Here is a 17,337-nt window from a genome sequence, read left to right as displayed (position 1 = left end):
GTCACCCGCTCACGAGGTCTGCGGCCGGGGCCCCCGCGGGGCGGGCGCGTCCTCGTCCAGCTCGCCGCGCAGCGCGCCGAGGGCGAAGGCCGTCATGGACGCCAGGAGCAGCAGCGCGAGCGGCCCCCAGATCGCCGGGATGGCCCACAGCGGCCAGTCGTTGGAGGCCTGCGCCCAGAGCGTCAGGATGGCCGTGGCACCCAGGCCGACGCCGTGCCACCGCACCATCTTCGCCGCCGTCACATGACGCCCCTCGCCGCGCGCGAAGAGCGGCCACAGCCCGCCCACGAGGGCCGCCAGCCCGAACGAGACACAGGCCAGCGCACCGCCCAGACGGTCCTCGGGCCATCCCACGGGCCCGTCGGACGTCTGCTGCCGCCGGTCCTCGGCGTCCCGGACCTCGACGACCCGGCCGTGCCAGATCACACCGACGACCTTCTCGCCCGGCTCCATCTCGGACATCACGGGCTCGGTGCGCAGGAACGTCACCTCCCACGGCTCGCCGGACGGCGGCACCAGCTCCGCCTCCGGAGACTCGCCCCGCTCCCCGCGGTTCATGTCGGCGCCGCGCACGGTGAACTCCTGCTCCCACACGCAGCCGGACGCCTCGACGGGGACGGCGGCGCAGTCCGGCGCGGCGCGGTACTCCCGCTCCCGCTCCAGGGCCCCGCGGATCTCGAGGGCCGACGCCACCCCGACGCCGAGCGCCACGACGGCGAGCAGCACCCACATCACCGACCGCATGGCTCCGTGCCCCGACGACCCCACCGCGCCTCATCCCCCTCCGGACGTGGAAACCCCGGAGCATTGGACCACGCCTCAGGCAGCGGTGTGGACGCGCCGGCCCTCCACGAAAGTCTCCAGGACCCGAGTGGCGGCGATCTCCTCGGGCGGGCCCGCGAACGGGTCGCGGTCCAGGACGACGAGGTCGGCCGCCTTGCCGACGGTGATGCTGCCGGTGATGTCGTCGAGGTGGTTCACATGGGCGCTGCCCGCTGTGTACGCGGCGATGGCGGCACCCAGGTCGAGGCGCTGTTCCGCAAGGAAGGCCGGGGTGCCGTCGGGGGCTTCGGGGGAGACGCGGTTGACGGCGACATGGATGGCCTGGAGCGGATCGGGGCTGCTGACGGGCCAGTCGCTGCCCGCCGCGAGAGTGGCCCCGGCCCGCAGCAGATCCCCGAAGGGGTACTGCCGCGCGCCGCGTTCCGCCCCCAGGAAGGGCAGGGTCAGCTCGTCCATCTGCGGTTCGTGGGCGGCCCACAGCATCTGCAGGTTGGCGCTCGCGCCCAGCGCGCGAAAACGCGGCAGGTCGCCGGGGTGGACGACCTGGAGGTGCGCCAGGTGGTGGCGTGTGTCGCGGTTGCCGTTGGCGGCCCGGGCGGACTCCACGGCGTCGAGCGCCTCACGCACGGCGCGGTCGCCGAGCGCGTGGAAGTGGACCTGGAAGCCGTGTGCGTCCAGCTCGGTGACGTACTTCCGCAGCTCGTCCGGCTCGACGAAGCTGATGCCGCTGTTGTCCGAGGCGCAGCCGCAGCCGGTCAGATAGGGGTCCAGCATGGCGGCGGTGTGGTTCTCGGCGATGCCGTCCTGCATGATCTTCACGGTGCCGGTGCGGAACCGGTCCCGGCTCAACTCCTCCCTCCGGGCCACGAGTTCGGCGATCTGCTCGGCGCCGCGCTCGCGGTCCCACCACAGGGCGCCGACGACCCGGGCGGTGAGCAGGCCACGGTCCAGGGCCGTCAGGTAGGCGGGAGCCGGGTCGGTCAGGTTGGCGTACGTGCCGACGATGGCGTCCTGCCAGGCGGTGACGCCATGGGAGTGCAGCACGGCCTGGGCGCGCAGCAGGCCGGCGAGCTGCTCCTGCGGCGTGGGGTCGGGCACGAGCCTGCCCACCAGGTGGACCGCGCCCTCCTGGAGCATCCCGGTGGGGTTGCCCTCGGCGTCGCGCTCGATCCGGCCGTCGGCGGGGTCGGGGGTCTGGGCGTCGATGCCGGCGCGTTCCAGGGCCCGGCTGTTGACCCAGGCGCCGTGGTGGTCGCGGTTGGGCAGGAAGACGGGCCGGCCGGGGACGATCGCGTCGAGGGCGGCGGCCGTGGGGGAGCCGCCGGGGAACGCCTCCAGGGACCAGCCGCCCCCGGTGATCCATTCGGCGTCCGGGTGGGCATCGGCGTACGCCCCGATCCTGCGCAGGTACGCGTCCGCGTCGGTGGTGTCGCCGAGATGGCACAGGCCGAGTTCGAGGCCCGCGCCCATCGGATGGACGTGGGCGTCCTGGAAGCCCGGCAGCAGCAGCTTCCCGGCGAGGTCGACGACCTCGGTGCGCGGCCCGATCAGCTCGCGCACCTCGTCGTGGCCGACGGCGGCGATCCGCCCGCCGCGCACGGCCACCGAGGTGGCGCGGCTGCGGGCCGGGTCGACCGTGTGCACGGGACCGCCGGTCAGGACGAGGTCCGCGGGTCCCTGGGCAGGGGGGTGTGACATCGGGGAGAACTCCAAGGAGGGTCAGACCGCCGTGCGGTCCATCGGCAGGGTGAGGGCTTCGGCGTCCGTGCCGCGCCCGGTGGTGAAGTAGGGCGAGCGCCGGACGTACTTGGCCACGGCGGCCATGCCGAGGCCGGCGAGCACGATCACGGCGGGCAGCGAGAACATGAACCAGCCGTTGTCCGGGCTCAGTTCGAAGTGATCGCTCATGGTGAGGTACGAGTATCCGAGGTAGCCGCCGAGGCCCAGCAGCACCAGCCCGGACACGGCGGGCACCCCGACGGCGAGCAGCGCCTCGCGCGGCCCTTGGTGCCGGGCGGTGCGGAAGCGCACGGCGCAGGCCAGCGCGGTGAGGCCGTAGTAGAGGGCCACGATCAGGCCGATGGCGTTGACGGCGGCCAGCAGCATGTCGCTCAGCCTGGGGATGGCGAAGGCGAGCAGGGCGATCACGGCGGCGACGGACATCACGACGGCCGTCCCGGCGGCCGGTGTGCCGTAGCGCGGGTGGACCCGGGTCCACAGCCGGCCCATCGTGCGGTCGCGGCCCATGGCGAGCAGGCCGCGCGCCGTGGGGATCAGGGTGGCCTGCACGGAGGCGACCGCGGAGAACATCAGGGCGAGCAGGGGCAGCGTGGCCCAGGGCTCGGCGGCCAGCTTCTCCCCGAGGTGGCCGAGGGCCTGCGGGCCGTTGCGGACGAGTTCGGCCAGGCTCATCTCCCGCTGGAAGGCGACCGAGGCGAACAGGAACAGGCCGAGCATCGCGAACAGGGCGATGAGCCCGCCGCGGGCCGCGTCGCCCGGTTCCTTGGTCTCCTCGGTGACGCTGAACGCCGCGTCCCAGCCCCAGAAGAAGAACACCGCGAGGACCATGCCCTGGGCGAAGGCGGTGCCGCTGGAGATCTCGAACGGGTTGAACCAGGACAGGGAGACGGCGTGGTCGCCGGTGACCAGGGCCCAGCCGCAGAAGCCGAGCAGCACCGCGTACTCGAAGACCAGCAGGCCGAACTGGAAGCGGGTCGCGCCCCGGACGCCGGTGACGGCCAGCGCGGTGAGGGCGAGCAGGATCACCAGCCCGACCGCCGTGCAGACACCCGTGGACGTCGGGTCCAGGGCGACGCCCGCCAGACTGCGCAGTCCGGCCTTGTTGGCGAAGGCCAGCACGACCGAACCCATGATCGCGCTGGTGTAGGCGCAGAAGATGACCGAGCCGACCAGGGTCACCCAGCCGGTCAGGAACCCGGGCCAGGGCCCCAGGGATCTGCCGACCCAGGTGTAGCCGTTGCCGCAGTTGGGTTCGGAGCGGTTGAGGCGGGCGTAGGCCAGGGCGATGCCCAGCACCGGCAGGAAGGCCAGCAGCAGGAGCGCGGGGGCCTGAAGGCCCACGACGGTCGCGATCGTGCCCATGCCGATGGCGATGCTGGTGGTGGCCGCGGTGCTGGACGCGGCGATGGCGACGCCGTCGACGACGCCGAGGGAACGGCGCAGCGCGGGGCGTGGCGGGGGCGGGACGGACGACATGATGGGCTCCTCGGGGACGGGGGTGGGAAGAGCCGCGCGGGACTGTGATGGAACAACCGGTGTCCACATTCGGTCAACCCTGTTGACGTAAGGCGCTCACGGGTCGTTCACTGCGTGACGCGGGGACCCGCCGTCCGGCGAGAAACCCTCGCAGGACGGGAAGCCTTCGGTGCGCAGGGGAGAGGAGTCCGGTCATGACCACCCGTGTCCCGGGGGAGCGCCGGCGTCGCAGACCGACCCGGTCGGGGGTCCTGCTGTCGGAGGACCTGATCGTGGAGACCGCGTTGCGGCTGATCGGCGAGCACGGACCCGAGGCGCTGAGCGTGCGCCGGCTCGGCGCCGCCCTGGGCTGCGACCCGACCGCGCTGTACCGCTACTTCCACGGCACCGACGACCTGGTGCTCGCCATCGCCGACCGGATCATCGGCGACGCCATGGCCGGATTCGTCCCCGGGGACGACTGGGCGGCCTCGCTGCGCGAGATGGCCCTCAGGGTCCGTGCCGGGTACCTCGCCCATCCCCGGGCGGCCGCCATGGCCGCCCACCGCGTGACCCGGCGCCGCAACGAGATCCGTGCCGTGGAGACCGGGATCGGCCTGCTGCTCACCGCGGGCTTCCCACCGGCCGACGCCGCACGGCTCTATCTGGCCTTCATCGACACCGTCCTCAGCCACGCCGCCACCGAGGCGGCGTTCCACGCGCTTCCCCCACAACGGCGCGAGGCCGACCACAGGTCGTGGCGAGACGTCTACCAGGACCTCGATCCGGCGACGTACCCGTCCCTGACCGCGGTACGCAGGGAGCTGCCCGCGATGGCGGACAGCTCCTTCGAGGAGGCGGTGGACCTCCTGCTGGAGGCCCTGGAGGCCCGGGCCCGTGCCCTCACCCGGCGGCCGGCGTAGCGGCGCTACGGCACCTCAGCCCCTCCAGGGGTGTCGTCCAGGAAGCCACCCGACTGGTGCTGCCACAGCTTCGCGTAGGCACCCTCCATCGCGAGCAACTCCTGATGGGTGCCCTGCTCGACGATCCGGCCGCGGTCGAGGACGACGAGCTGGTCCATGCCGGCGACCGTGCTCAGCCGGTGCGCCACCACCAGCGCGGTCCGCCCGTCCATGAGCCGCCACAGGGCCTCCTGGACCAGCAGTTCGCTCTCGGAGTCCAGGGCGCTGGTCGCCTCGTCGAGCAGCAGGATCGGCGCGTCCCGCAGGATCGCCCGGGCGAGGGCGACTCGCTGGCGCTGACCGCCGGACAGCTTGACGCCCCGCTCGCCCACCATGGTGTCGAAGCCGTCCGGCAACGCGTCGGCGAACTCCGTGACATGGGCCGCCTCGGCCGCCCGGCGGATGTCGGCGTCCGTGGCGTCCGGCCGGGCGAAGGCGATGTTGTCCCGCAGGGTGCGGTGGAACATGGCCGGGTCCTGCGGAACGTACGCGATCCGACGGCGCAGGTCCGCCTGGCGCACCCGGCTGATGTCCTGGCCGCCGATCAGGATGCGGCCGCCGTCGATGTCGGTCATCCGCAGCAGCAGCCGGGTGAGGGAGGTCTTGCCGCCGCCGGACCGGCCCACGAGACCGAGTTTCGCCCCGCTCGGCACGGCCAGGTCGAGTCCCTCGAACAGTGGCCGCCCTCCCCGGTGGGCGAAGGTCACCTTCTCGAAGCGGACGTCGGCGGCCCGGGGCCGCAGCGGTTCCGGCGCCGGCGGGTCGAGCACGGTCGGCGGGGTCAGGAGCAGTTCGGTGAACTGCGCGGCCTCCGTCATCGAGCTCTCCAGCCGGCGGTAGATCTGATTGAACTCGAACATGATCCGGGTCGCGTTGTTGTAGTAGGCGAAGGCGACCACGATCGCCTCGACGCCGTGCGCGCCGCCGCCCAGCGTCACGGCGAGCAGCAGGCCCATCGCGTTGGTGAGCACGGACATCGGCGCGACCAGTGTGTCGATGCGCAGGTTGCCGTAGTCCCACGAGCGCACGGTGAGGCGGCGCGACATCGCGACCCGCGACCGGTGCTCGGCGGCCTCCCGCTCCTCCGCGGCGAACGCCCGCACCGTGTCCATGTTCATCAGGCTGTCGGCGACATGGCCCGACACCCGGGCGATCGCCTCCTCACGCTGGTCGACGAGCGCCTGGCGGCGCCGGATCAGCGGCACGACCAGCACCGCCGTCAGCGTGATCATCACCAGGAGACCGACGACGAGCAGCGGTTCGTAGCGCCACAGCACCACCGCCCCGAACGCCAGTGGCACGAAGCTCCCCACGATCTGGAACGTCAGCGTGTCGACGAACTGCTCGAAACGGGAGGCGAAGCTGAGGACCCGCTTGGTCAGCGAACCGGCGAAGTTGTCGTGGAAGAACGCGGCGTCCTTGGCGAACAGTTCGTCCATCCCGATCACGTACAGATGCTCGATGCCCAGGGCGTCGAGACGGTTGAGGCAGTGCAGCGCGACGCGCCACAGCGCCTCCGCCACCAGCAGGACACCGGCGAAGGCGAGCACGTACGGCAGCATCGAGCCGGCCGTGATGTCCTTGTTCCCCGCGATGTCGCCGACGAGCTTGGCGACGATCAGCGGGGCGACGTAGTTGATTCCGATGTTGCCCAGCGCCGAGAGCAGCATCGCGGGTGCCGTCCACCGGCGCAGCCGGGACAACTCCCGTCCGTAGTAGCGAAGTGCGAGCAGCACCGAGCGCCTGCCCGGTAAAACCCTGTGTGTTTCCGGCGTTTCCATCCCACCCCTGTGTCGTCCTGTGGCCGCCCGCCACGCCGCGCGTGCGGGCAGGGGCCATCGCCGCAACGGATGTGTGAGGTTTCGGGTCGAGTCCGGAAGTGTCCCGCGATGCCGGCGGCGGCGTCCAAGCGTTTTCCGGCCGGGGGGTGGTGTGCGGGGAGCGCCCTGGGGCGCGGCGGGCGGATTCGGGGTGGGACGGTCGCGCGCGCCGGTGAGCGACGTGAAGGCGCCCCTGCCGGTGCGTCAGACGAGGTCGGAGAGGTCTTCCGGGGTGAGGGTGATCGACCGGGCGGCCATGTTCTCCTCCAGGTGGGTGAGGGAGCCCGTGCCGGGGATGGCCAGTGTGACGGGGGAGGACGCCAGCAGCCAGGCCAGGGCGATCTGCGGGACGCTCGCCCCGTACCGGTGCGCCACCTTGGTCATACCGTCACCGCTGAGGTCGCTCATGCCGCCGCCCAGCGGGAAGAACGGCACGAAGGCGATGCCGGCCTCCTCGCAGGCGGCAAGGAGCCGGGCGTCGTCGCGCCGGCCGGCGTGGAAGTGGTTCTGGACGGCCGCGACGGGCGCGATCGTCCGCGCCTCGGCGAGGTGACCGGAGTCGATGTTGCTCAGCCCGAGGTGGCGGATCAGGCCCTCCTCGCGCATCGCGGCCAGTGCTTCGAAACGTGCGGCCACCGACTCGCCGTGCGGCGCTCCCATCAGGCCGATGCGCAGATAGACGAGGTCGAGGCGGTCCACGCCGAGGGTTTCGAGGTTCTCCTCGACCAACGGGCGCAGCGCGGCGGGGTCGGTGGTCTGGGTCACGCCGCCGTCGGGCGTGCGGGCGGGGCCGACCTTGGTGGCGATGACCAGGTCGTCCGGGTAGGGGTGCAGGGCCCCACGGATGAGGTCGTTGGCGCGCACGGTCCGGTCGTCGCTGACGTAGAAGGCGGCGGTGTCGATGTGGTCGACGCCGAGTTCGACGGCACGGCGCAGGACGGCGCGGCCGGTCCCGGGGTCCCGGGCCGGGCCGGTGAAGCCGTTCGCGGACAGGCGCATGGCGCCGAAGCCGATGCGGCCGACCGGAAGGTCGCCGCCGAGGAGGAAGTCGTTGCTCATGAACGCAGCCTCGGCAATGAGGCGTCCGGGACGCCAACGCGTGGCAGTTAGCTGCCACGAGGCAGAATGGCCGGGTGGCAGACATCGTGACGGTCCGCGGTGACCTCGATTTCGTCGCGCGCACCGAGCACCTCTTCTCCTCCGTCCGCGAGGAATTCATCTGCGCCGTGCGGGATCTCGACACCTTCTCCGAGCTGCGTCGCGCCCGGCAGGCTTCCTACGGATGGCTGCGCGAGCCCGGCGGCCGGCAGGTCCGCAAGCTGTGCAGCCCGGCCGCGCTGGCCGACGAGCGCGGCCGTGAGCACCTGCGTGACATCGCCGCCAAGGGCGCCCGGGTCCGCGTCGCCGCGACAGCTCTGCCTCACGAGACGATCATCATCGACCGCAGGTACGCGATCCTCGCCGGCCTGGACGCCCCGGGCGGCCGCGAGTACACGCTCACCTCGGGCGCCACCCTGGTCGGCGCCGTGTACGCGCTCTTCGAGGCCGCCTGGGAGAGCGCCCTCGACCTCGATGCCTTCCTCGACATGGACAGGCCGCGGCTCGACGCCGTCGGCAGCAGGGTTCTGCGCGCGCTGGGGTCGGGCGCGACCGACACGGCGGCGGCCAAGGAACTCGGCATGTCCGTGCGGACCTATCGCCGCCGGGTCGCCGAACTGCTCGACACCCTCGACGCGGGGTCACGGTTCCAGGCCGGTGTGCGCGCGGGGGAACTCGGCCTCAGCGGCTGACGAACCGGCGGGGGAGTCCGGGGCGGAAGCGGTCAGTCCCCGATCGCGGCGGCGATGAGCGCCTGGAGCTGGGCGGCCGTGTGGTCCAGCGGTTGCGTGCTGCGCTTGGCGCGGCACATGGCCACGGTTCCCTCGACCGCCGCGACGATCAGCGTCGCGAGCTGGGCCGCCTGCGCGGGTTCGGCGCCGTGCTCCCGCAGCGAGCCGGCCAGCAGGCCCTCCCACTCCTCGAACACCTCGGCGGCCGCCGCCAGGGCGGTGGGCGTCGCGTCGGCGGGGGGTTCCTCGATGGAGACGGCGAGGACCGGGCAGCCCGCCCGGAAGTCGCTGTCCACCACGATCCCGCGCCACAGGGCGAGGAAGGCCCGCAGCCCGGCGACCGGCCCCGCCTCGAGCTCCTCGCGCAGGCTGCGGGCGGCCCAGGCACCGGTGAAGCGCACCGCCTCGGTGGCCAGTTGCTGCTTGCCCTCGGGGAAGTAGTGGTACGTCGAGCCCAGGGGCGCCCGGGCGTGCTTGGCCGTCTCGCGGATGCTCGTCGCGTTCAGACCGCGTCGGCTGATCATGTCGGCCGCACCGGCCACGATCCGCTCCCTCGCCGTCGGGCTGGGCTTGGTCACGTCCACGGTCCCTTCCGAGCCGAGCGCTATAACAGCCGTCATAGCCTAGCGTGGCCGTGCTTTATAACGACTGTCATAGAGCTGCGTCGCCCGACACGACGCCCGAAGAGAGAGGCCTGCCCATGCCGATGATCCGGCTCACCGCCCCCGCCGTGGCCCTGACCGCAGAGGCCGCGCCGGCGTCCAGCGTGATCTCGCCACGGTGCTGCTGCGCTGGAGGACCTGCCGGCCGCGCTGCCGGAGAAGCACCTCAAGCCGGTGTTCGTCCGGGCCGCCGGCCAGGACGGGTCATGACGCGGCGCTGGAGTCCGGGCGCAGGGTGAAGACCTGATCGAGACCGACCAGGGTGAGGACGCGCAGCAGGTTCGCCGGTACGGCGGCCAGGACGACGTCGGCGCCGGCGGCCAGGGCGCGCTGCCGGGCGGCGAGGAGCGCGGTGATGCCCGAGGAGTCGCAGAACTCCAGTCCGGACAGGTCCAGGACCAGACACTGCCCCGGTGCCAGGGAGAGCTGGTCGAGCCTGCCGCGGAGTTCGGGGGCCCGGTCGTAGTCCAGATCGCCGGTCACGTGCAGAACGGGGCCGGTCGCGGTGGCGTGCTCTCTGATGGTGAGCGGCTTCATGAGGTGTGACCCGTTCCCGGGCCCATGAGGGAAGGTGCGGCGGGAACGCCGAGGGCGAGCAGGGCGGTGTCGTCGTCCAGACCGTCGCCGAAGCTCTCGAGGAGCCCGGTGAGGGCGTTGATCGCCTCGCGCGGTGCGGCGGGAGCGTGGTCGGCGGCGAAGGCGTGCAGGGCGTCCTCGCCGTACAGGTCGTCGCGGCCGGCGCCGATGCGGGCCTCGGTGAGGCCGTCGGTGTACAGCACGACCGTGTCGCCGGGGGCGAGGACGGTCTCGGCGGTGCCGATGGGGGCGCCGGGGAGGACGCCGATGAGCAGCCCACCGGGGGTGGGCAGGAACTCGGCGCTGCCGTCGGACCGCAGCACGAGCGCCGGCGGGTGGCCGCCGGAGGCCACACGCACGGTCGTCGGCCCGTGCTCGCCGCCCGGCTCGATGATCCCGAAGATGCAGGTGCAGTACCGGGGGTCGCCGTCGGCGGTGTAGCGCTCGTGCAGGACGGCGTTCAGCGTGGTCAGTGCCGAGGCCGGATCCGGGTCGTGGTGGGCCGCGGCGCGCAGGGTGTAGCGGGTCAGCGAGGTCAGGGAGGCGGCCTCGGGGCCCTTGCCGCACACGTCGCCGAGGAAGAAGGCCCACCGGTCGCCGGCGACGGGGAACAGATCGTAGAAGTCGCCGCCGAGCTGGTCCGGCGCGGCCGTGTGGTAGTGGACGGCCGTCTCCACGCCCGGCACGGCGGGCAGCGAGTCCGGCACCAGGGAGCGTTGCAGGACGGCGAGCGCCTCGGCCAGCCTGGCCCGGTCGGCCTCGGCCTGCCGCCGGGCCTCGTCCGCCTCGGCGCGGGCCCGCTCGGCCTCCTGCCGGCGGTGCAGGAGTTCCTTCTCGTAGGCGCGGCGGTCCGAGGCGTCGAAGACGGTGATGCGGATCAGCAGGGGCTCGCCCTCGGTCCCGTACTTGATCACGGCGGAGGCCAGCACCGGCAGCCGGCCGCCGTCGCCGCGCCGCAGTTCCAGGGCGATCCCCCGCAGCTCGCCCTGCATGCGCAGCAGCGGAGCGAAGTGCGTCTCGTGGTACAGCTTCCCGCCGACGGTGAGCAGGTCCGTGAAACGCTTGCGGCCCGCCACGGCCTCTCGGTCCAGACCGAGCCAGTCCAGCAGGGTGTTGTTGATCTTGGCGATGGTGCCGTCCATCAATGTGGACAGGTAACCGCACGGCGCGTACTCGTACAGGTCCTCCACGCTGTCCTCCAGCAGCGCTGTGAAGGCCGCGTCCGTGCTCGCCTCGCCCCCCGTTCCGGCGGGCTCCGGCACGCCGCCCGCACGACACATCACTTCAGGGACTCCAGGAAGTCGAGGATGGCCTCGGCGGTGGCCTCCGGGGCGCTGAGCTGCGGGCAGTGCCCGGTGGCGGCGAGTGTGACCAGGCGGGAGGCGGGGATCGCCGCGTGCACGTAGGCGCCGACCTCGCGCGGCGCGATGGCGTCCTGCTCGCACTCCAGTACGAGCGTCGGCACGGACACATCCTTCAGGTCCTCACGGCTGTCGGTGAGGAACGTCGTACGGGCGAAGACGCGGGCGATGTCGGGGTCGGTGGCGCAGAAGCTGTTGGTCAGTTCCTGGCCCAGCTCCGGCCGCTCCGGGTTGCCCATGATCACCGGCGCCATCACCGACGACCAGCCCAGGTAGTTCGCCTCCAGCGAGCCGAGCAGCTCGTCGATGTCCTCGGTGCTGAAGCCGCCGCGGTAGCCCTCGTCGTCGATGTAGCAGGGCGAGGGGGTCACCATCACGAGCGCCCCGATCCGCTCCGGCGCGGCCTGCGCCGCCAGCACCCCCACCATGGCACTCACCGAGTGCCCCACGAACACCGCCTGCCGCAGGTCCAGCTCCTCGCAGACGTCGACGACGTCTGCGGCGTAGCCCTGGAGCGAGGAGTACCGCTCCTCGCTCCAGGCCGCGAGGTCCGAGCCGCCGGAACCGACGTAGTCGAACAGCACCACCCGGTAGCGCTCGGCAAGCACCGGCACCACCAGCCGCCACATGTTCTGGTCGCAGCCGAACCCGTGTGCCAGGAGCAGCACCGGCGCGTCGTCGCGGCCGATGACGTTGACGTTGTTCCTGCTGCGGATGTCCATACCGACCATGCTCCCACCTCAGCCGGAGCGCTTCGACGGCGGGCCCGTGAGCAGGGCCTTCGCGACCGCGAAACTAGCCCAGGTACAGCGGCACCTTCGAGGCCAGCGCGCCGAGCCGGGCCTGTTCCGCCCCGGTCGGCGCCCGCCTGCCGGTGCCGATCAGCAGCGCGTCCACGTCGTGGAAGGCGGCCGGGAAGGGGCTCCCCGCGATCCGCTCCAGCATCTCCCGGGACCGGGCGAGCCCCTCCGCCGGCGGCTGCCGCGCGTCCGGGAGGTGGGCGATCAGGTCGAGGTGGTGCAGCGTCCACTCCATGACGTACGTGGAGAGGAAGTCGCCCACGGTCAGGACTTCGCCGCGGGTGGCGACCCGGCCTGCCGGGTCGGCGAGCAGGGCGGCGCGGCCGGCGGCGGAACCGACGTCGTCCAGATGGAACGTCAGCAGACGCGGATCCTCGTACGCGGCGGCCAGCCGGACGGTCAGCGCGTCGAGCGGGTCGTCACCCGTCGGCGGGGTGTCGGAGATCTCCCAGTACGTCAGCGCGTCACGGGTCGGATCCCGGTCGGACGGGGTGGCCAGGGTGATGAGGACGTCCTGGGCGTCGACGATCAGATGGCACACCAGGTCGCGCACCAGCCAGCCCGTGCAGCCGGAGGGCCGCCCGAAGTCCTCGTCGGCGAGATCCGCCACCGCCGCGCGCAACGCCGTCCAGGTGCGTGAGAAGAGATCCACCTCGGAACCGTAGTGCGGCTCCGCGAGCCGGACAAGCACGTTTCGGGCGACTGCCGGCGTCGTGGACGCGGTCGTCCGCCCCGGCGCCCCTCACCCTCCGGAGGCTCCGAGCCGCGCTGTCGTGAGAGCGGCGAGTTCGTCCGGTGTGCGCGGTCCCGCTTCCGTCTCGGCCAACAACCCCTGGACGCGCAGGAGTTCCGCCGTCGCGGCCCCCCAGGGCAGACGTAGTCCCGCCTCCCGCAGGAGGTCGGTGCGGGCCAGTGCCGTGGCCGCGGGCCCGGTGCGGACACCGGACGGGGTGAGGAGCGCCGCGTCGTCGGCCCAGCGCAGGGCCAGGTCGACGTCGTGCGTGGCCATCACGACCGTGGTGCCGGCGGCACGGAGCCCGTCGAGGGTCGTGAGGAGCCGTTCCTGCCCGTCGGGGTCGAGTCCGGCCGTCGGCTCGTCGAGGACGAGGACGCGGGGCCGCATGGCGACCGCGCCGGCGATGGCGGTGCGTTTGCGCTGCCCGTAGGAGAGGAGATGGGTGGGCCGGTCGGCCAGGGCCGTGATGTCCAGGGCGGCGAGCGCCTCCGCCACCCGCGCCCGCACCTGGGTGTCGTCCAGGCCGAGGTTCAGCGGCCCGAACGACACATCCTGCTCGACGGAGGCCGCGAACAGCTGGTCGTCCGGGTCCTGCACCACCAGCTGCACGGTCGTCCGCAGCCGGGTCAGGCCCTTGCGGTCGTACGACACCGGCCGGCCCTCGACCGTCAGCACGCCCTCGTGGGGCCGCAGCCCGCCGGACAGCAGCCGCATCAGCGTGGTCTTGCCGCTGCCGTTGCGGCCGAGCAGCGCGAGCGCGCGCCCCTCGCGGATCTCGAAGTCGAGGCCGCTGAGCACGGCCGGACCGTCCTCGTAGGCGAAGGACGCGCCCCGCAGGGCGACGAGGGCGGGCTCGCTCATGTCAGCGGCCTTTCCAGTACGAGGGTGAGGACGGCCAGCGCCGCGAGCAGCGCGCAACTGGCCGCCGTGAAGCGGACGGAGACCCGGGCCTTGGGCACCAGGACGCGCAGGGTGCCGTCGTAGCCGCGCCCGGCGAGCCCGGCCTGAAGACGGGTGGCCCGGTCGAAGGCCCGGACGAACGCGGTCGCGCCCAGCCCGGCCAGGGAACGCCACTCCGCGCTCCGGCTGGTGTGCCCGAGCCGGGCCGCCTGGGCCTCCCGGATGCGACGCACGGAGTCCAGCAGCAGGAAGCTCATCCGGTACGTCACCAGCGCGACGTCGACGACCGGCGCGGGAATCCCGGCCCGGACCAGGCGCGGCAGCAGGTCGGACATGGGGGTGGTGAAGGCGAACAGCAGCACGCCCAGCGAGGCCGCCGAGGTGCGCAGCAGCAACTCCCCGGCCCGCAGCGGCCCGTCGGCGGCGAGGGAGACGAAGCCGCCCGGGCCGCCCACCTGGACGAGCAGTGTGACCGCGCCGGTCACACAGAAGCCCAGCGGCACCCGGTAGGCCCGCCACAGCCGCCGCCCGGGCACACCGGCCGGCCCGAGCAGCACCACCAGGGCGGTCAGCAGCACCAGGGCCGCGCCCGGCCAGGGCGGCAGGGAGATCGCGAGCACGGTCAGGCCGAGCCCGAGCACGGCCTTGTCCACGGGATGGCGGCGGCGCCAGCGACTGCCGTGCGCCGCCGCGTCGATCGGCAGCACCCGGCTCAGTCCTGTTCCGCGGTGGACTTCCCCGCGGCGCCCGCGAGCGCGCTGCCGGCCTCCCGCTCCAGCGCCCGCCGCTCGCCCTGCCGGCGTCCCCGGCGCAGGCCGAAGTAGTAGGCGAGGACTCCGGCACCGAGAGCCGCCTGGAGGGCGAACAGAGCCGACTCGATCTCTCCGGACGGCGGCTCGTACAGCGGCGAGAACCACGGCTCGTAATCCGGCTTCAGCTCGGTGATCGCCGTCTCGGCCTCGGCATCGGATCCCGTGAACGGCTCCTTCTTGTGGTCGCCGAGGCCGAGTGCCAGGGGCAGCACCGCGAGCGCGGCCACGGCGAACAGCAGCACCAGGTTGATCTTCGTGTTCCTGCTCATCGGGCCACCGCCTCGGTCTCGGTCCGGGTCTGCTTCTTGGTGAGGAGTACGCCCAGCCGGGTCAGTTCGCCCTTGCTGGACTGCACCAGCAGCCGCATCACGAGCACGGTCAGCAGGCCCTCGCTCACCGCGAGCGGGATCTGGGTGACGGCGAAGATGGAACCGAACTTGCCGAGCGCGCCTAGGAATCCGCTGCCCGGGTCGGGGAACGCGAGCGCCAGCTGCACGCTGGTGACGCAGTAGGTGGACAGGTCGGCGACGAACGCGCCGGAGAACACGGCCACCATCAGCGGCGCGTTGAAGCGCCGCAGCAGGGCGTAGACGGCGTATCCGGCCCAGGGACCGACGATCGCCATCGAGAAGACGTTGGCGCCGAGCGTGGTCAGGCCGCCGTGCGCGAGCAGCAGCGCCTGGAAGAGCAGGGTGATGGTGCCCAGCACCGCCATGATGGGCGGCCGGAACAGGATGGCTCCGAGGCCCGTGCCGGTGGGGTGCGAGCAACTGCCGGTGACGGACGGCAGTTTCAGGGCGGACAGGACGAACGTGAAGGCGCCGGACGCACCGAGGAGCAGGGTGCTCTCGGGGTGCTCGCGCACTTCACGGGTGAGCGACCGGACCCCGTGGACGACGAACGGCGCCGACGCGACGCCCCAGGCGACCGCGTGCGCCGGAGGAAGGAAACCCTCGGCAATGTGCATGGCTCAGCAGACCCTCTCCAGCACCTCGTGGATGGTTGACGCGCCTTGGCCGGTCTCCTGGCTGACGGGTACCACCGCCCGAACTCCGCCTTCCCGGGTCGCGAGGACCCAGTGGCTGCCCGTGAGGGCCGGAGCCGGACTTCCCGATTCACAGTGGCGAGGGCCGCACCGGCATCACACCGGATTTCCCGTTCACCAAGGCCTGGTGACAATAAGGCCGGGGTAAGGGCGATGACAAGCCACCCCTGGGGGCGCGCGAGGGGGCGCCCGCTCGCACACCGGCGCATCCCCCGGCTGATCCACGCGCTGCGGGAAGGGTCCCGTCACGCGATGTCCGGGCCGTGTCAGTCGTCGCCCCCGTCGTCTCCGCCGTCGTCGCCCTCCCCGCCTTCCCCGGCGGGGCCCGGCTTCTCCGGCTTCGGCTGCTCCGGGCCGCCGTCGCCCGCTTCCCCGGCGGGAGCCGGGGTGCCGGACGCGGGCGCGGGAGGGGGCGGGGAGGCGGCCGGCGTGGACGGAGTGACATCGGCCACGGTGCCGGTGCCCGGCGTGCCGGCGGCCCCCGGAGCGGCTGCCGGGCCGGCGTCCTGGTCGGGGGAGACGGACGTGGCGGAGTCGGTGGCCGGCGTGGCGGCGGGGCTGCTCGCGGACGGGGACGCGTCGGGTTCCGTGCCCTCCGCGGTGGTGTCGGGCGAGAACCAGCGCATGCCGAGGAGCATCGCGGCGAGGAAGAGTGCCGCGGCGGCGGCCGTCGCGACCACCCGGGAGCGGTTGCCGGGGCCGCCGCGCCCGCGTGAGCGCCCCGAACGACCCGCCTGGGCCGCCCGGGCCGCGGTGCGGTGTCCCGTGGTCGCGGGCAGCGCGTACGTGGTCGGGCTGCTGGTCTCGGCGGTGTACGGGCCCGGCCCGGCGGACGGCGCCGCGGACGCGGTCTTCGGCCGCAGCGGCGGCGAGACCTCCGGCAGCGGCTCGGGCAGGCCCCGCCAGGCGCCCCCGGTGAACCACTCGGCGGCCTGCTGGGCGGTGGGACGGTCCTCGGGCTGCTTGGCGAGCAGGCCGAGGAGGTAGTTCTCGAACGCCGGCGGCAGTCCGGAGACCCCGAGTTCGCGAGGCGGCACGGGAGCCGAGTCGAGATGCTGGTGGAGCAGGGCGACGGCGGTGTCGGCCTGGAACGGCGGGCGGCCGCTGAGGAGCTGGTAGAGCACGCAGCCCAGGGAGTACATGTCGGAGGCGGGCCCCGCGGGCTTGCCCAGGGCCCGTTCGGGCGCGAGGTAGAGGCCGGTGCCGACGATCTGGCCGGTGGCGGTCAGCGCGGCGCCGGGGTCGTCGAGGAACCGGGCGATGCCGAAGTCGCCGATCTTCAGCGTGCCGTTGGCGTCGAGCAGCAGGTTGGCGGGTTTGACGTCGCGGTGCACGATGCCCTGCCCGTGCGCGGCGGCGAGCCCCGCGGACGCCTGCGCGGCGAGATGGGCCACCCGCTCGGCGGGCAGCGTGCCGGAGCCGTTCAGCACCCCGGCGAGACTGTCGCCCTCGACCAGCTCCATCACCAGGTACAGCCGGTTGTCGAACTCGCCGAAGTCCAGGACGCCCACCACGTTGGGGTGGTTGAGGCGCCCGGCGGTCTGCGCCTCCAGACGGAACCGGGAGGTTGCCGTGGCGTCGGTGTCCTGGGGCAGCAGCAGCTTGACGGCCACCGCTCTGGCGAGCGTCTCGTCGTACGCACGCCAGACCTCTCCCATTCCACCGCGCCCGATCTCAACATCCAGCCGGTAGCGGCCCGCTAGCAGCACTCGTCCTCGTCTCATGCGTGTGGGAAGGTCATCGCCGCAGGCCGAACTCCCCGCTTCCGCACGGGGATTGGTGGGGGGGTGCCGCAGCCGACCCAGGATACTGGCGCGGCACGGCCCATGATCGCCACAGTGGTCTCCCCGGACGGT

General features: G+C 72.9%; 17 protein-coding genes and 1 riboswitch. Of the genes, 2 read left to right on the top strand and 15 right to left on the bottom strand.

All coding sequences use genetic code 11. The features are described 5' to 3' along the window. Positions 1–9 precede the first annotated feature (9 nt). The 3 genes from ACFY9E_RS00910 to ACFY9E_RS00900 all read right to left on the bottom strand — a co-directional run bounded on the left by ACFY9E_RS00910 (position 10) and on the right by ACFY9E_RS00900 (position 3,999). Positions 10–744, bottom strand: a complete 735-nt coding sequence (locus ACFY9E_RS00910; protein WP_390978035.1) for a hypothetical protein — start codon at positions 742–744, stop codon at positions 10–12. A 75-nt stretch (positions 745–819) separates the two neighbouring features. After that, the gene (locus ACFY9E_RS00905) at positions 820–2,481 is read right to left on the bottom strand and encodes an amidohydrolase family protein (RefSeq protein ID WP_390978033.1); all 1,662 of its coding nucleotides are present in this window, start codon (positions 2,479–2,481) and stop codon (positions 820–822) included. A 21-nt stretch (positions 2,482–2,502) separates the two neighbouring features. Continuing rightward, positions 2,503–3,999 carry an amino acid permease gene (locus ACFY9E_RS00900; RefSeq protein ID WP_390978031.1) on the bottom strand — a complete coding sequence of 499 codons (1,497 nt, stop codon included), beginning with the start codon at positions 3,997–3,999 and terminating at the stop codon, positions 2,503–2,505. Between the two features lie 194 nt (positions 4,000–4,193). On the opposite strand from ACFY9E_RS00900, the gene ACFY9E_RS00895 reads away from it, so the two are divergent. After that, entirely contained in the window at positions 4,194–4,901 is a 708-nt protein-coding gene (locus ACFY9E_RS00895; RefSeq protein WP_390978029.1) for a TetR family transcriptional regulator, read from the top strand. A gap of 5 nt (positions 4,902–4,906) precedes the next feature. Here ACFY9E_RS00895 and ACFY9E_RS00890 read toward each other — a convergent pair whose 3' ends face one another. Both ACFY9E_RS00890 and ACFY9E_RS00885 read right to left on the bottom strand, forming a co-directional pair. Further along, on the bottom strand, positions 4,907–6,721 hold the full coding sequence (locus tag ACFY9E_RS00890) for an ATP-binding cassette domain-containing protein (RefSeq protein ID WP_390978027.1): 1,815 nt from the start codon (positions 6,719–6,721) through the stop codon (positions 4,907–4,909). A gap of 243 nt (positions 6,722–6,964) precedes the next feature. Next, on the bottom strand, positions 6,965–7,819 hold the full coding sequence (locus ACFY9E_RS00885; protein ID WP_390978026.1) for an oxidoreductase: 855 nt from the start codon (positions 7,817–7,819) through the stop codon (positions 6,965–6,967). A 74-nt stretch (positions 7,820–7,893) separates the two neighbouring features. Here ACFY9E_RS00885 and ACFY9E_RS00880 point away from each other — a divergent pair, with 74 nt between their 5' ends. Continuing rightward, a complete protein-coding gene (locus ACFY9E_RS00880) occupies positions 7,894–8,550 on the top strand; it encodes a DNA-binding response regulator (RefSeq protein ID WP_390978024.1) in 657 nt (218 codons plus the stop codon). A gap of 32 nt (positions 8,551–8,582) precedes the next feature. Here the strand turns inward: ACFY9E_RS00880 and ACFY9E_RS00875 are convergent, their stop codons facing one another. The 10 genes from ACFY9E_RS00875 to ACFY9E_RS00830 form a co-directional block, all read right to left on the bottom strand. Next, on the bottom strand, positions 8,583–9,167 hold the full coding sequence (locus ACFY9E_RS00875) for a TetR family transcriptional regulator C-terminal domain-containing protein (protein ID WP_390978022.1): 585 nt from the start codon (positions 9,165–9,167) through the stop codon (positions 8,583–8,585). Positions 9,168–9,455: 288 nt separating this feature from the next. Next, positions 9,456–9,788 (bottom strand): anti-sigma factor antagonist, encoded by a 333-nt coding sequence (locus ACFY9E_RS00870; protein WP_390978020.1) that lies wholly within the window; start codon positions 9,786–9,788, stop codon positions 9,456–9,458. Continuing rightward, the gene (locus tag ACFY9E_RS00865; RefSeq protein WP_390978018.1) at positions 9,785–11,107 is read right to left on the bottom strand and encodes a SpoIIE family protein phosphatase; all 1,323 of its coding nucleotides are present in this window, start codon (positions 11,105–11,107) and stop codon (positions 9,785–9,787) included. Before ACFY9E_RS00865 ends, ACFY9E_RS00870 begins: the two co-directional genes overlap by 4 nt. Next, positions 11,107–11,910, bottom strand: coding sequence for an alpha/beta fold hydrolase (locus tag ACFY9E_RS00860; RefSeq protein ID WP_390980228.1), 804 nt, complete (start codon positions 11,908–11,910; stop codon positions 11,107–11,109). Before ACFY9E_RS00860 ends, ACFY9E_RS00865 begins: the two co-directional genes overlap by 1 nt. Before the next feature lie 73 nt (positions 11,911–11,983). After that, complete coding sequence (locus ACFY9E_RS00855) at positions 11,984–12,640, bottom strand: maleylpyruvate isomerase N-terminal domain-containing protein (protein WP_390978016.1); 657 nt, start codon at positions 12,638–12,640, stop codon at positions 11,984–11,986. A gap of 90 nt (positions 12,641–12,730) precedes the next feature. Continuing rightward, on the bottom strand, positions 12,731–13,585 hold the full coding sequence (locus tag ACFY9E_RS00850) for an ATP-binding cassette domain-containing protein (protein ID WP_390978014.1): 855 nt from the start codon (positions 13,583–13,585) through the stop codon (positions 12,731–12,733). Beyond that, complete coding sequence (gene cbiQ, locus ACFY9E_RS00845; protein WP_390978012.1) at positions 13,582–14,331, bottom strand: cobalt ECF transporter T component CbiQ; 750 nt, start codon at positions 14,329–14,331, stop codon at positions 13,582–13,584. Before cbiQ ends, ACFY9E_RS00850 begins: the two co-directional genes overlap by 4 nt. Before the next feature lie 5 nt (positions 14,332–14,336). After that, positions 14,337–14,705 (bottom strand): energy-coupling factor ABC transporter substrate-binding protein, encoded by a 369-nt coding sequence (locus ACFY9E_RS00840; RefSeq protein ID WP_390978010.1) that lies wholly within the window; start codon positions 14,703–14,705, stop codon positions 14,337–14,339. Beyond that, positions 14,702–15,403, bottom strand: a complete 702-nt coding sequence (locus ACFY9E_RS00835; RefSeq protein WP_390978008.1) for an energy-coupling factor ABC transporter permease — start codon at positions 15,401–15,403, stop codon at positions 14,702–14,704. Before ACFY9E_RS00835 ends, ACFY9E_RS00840 begins: the two co-directional genes overlap by 4 nt. 29 nt (positions 15,404–15,432) lie before the next feature. Next, a riboswitch (cobalamin riboswitch) is annotated at positions 15,433–15,618 on the bottom strand. A 129-nt stretch (positions 15,619–15,747) separates the two neighbouring features. Beyond that, positions 15,748–17,139 carry a protein kinase gene (locus ACFY9E_RS00830; RefSeq protein ID WP_390980226.1) on the bottom strand — a complete coding sequence of 464 codons (1,392 nt, stop codon included), beginning with the start codon at positions 17,137–17,139 and terminating at the stop codon, positions 15,748–15,750. Positions 17,140–17,337: the final 198 nt, after the last annotated feature.

This window comes from Streptomyces sp. NPDC012466 (assembly GCF_042955215.1).
GTDB lineage: Bacteria > Actinomycetota > Actinomycetes > Streptomycetales > Streptomycetaceae > Streptomyces.
This window is presented reverse-complemented; position numbering and strand designations above follow the sequence as displayed.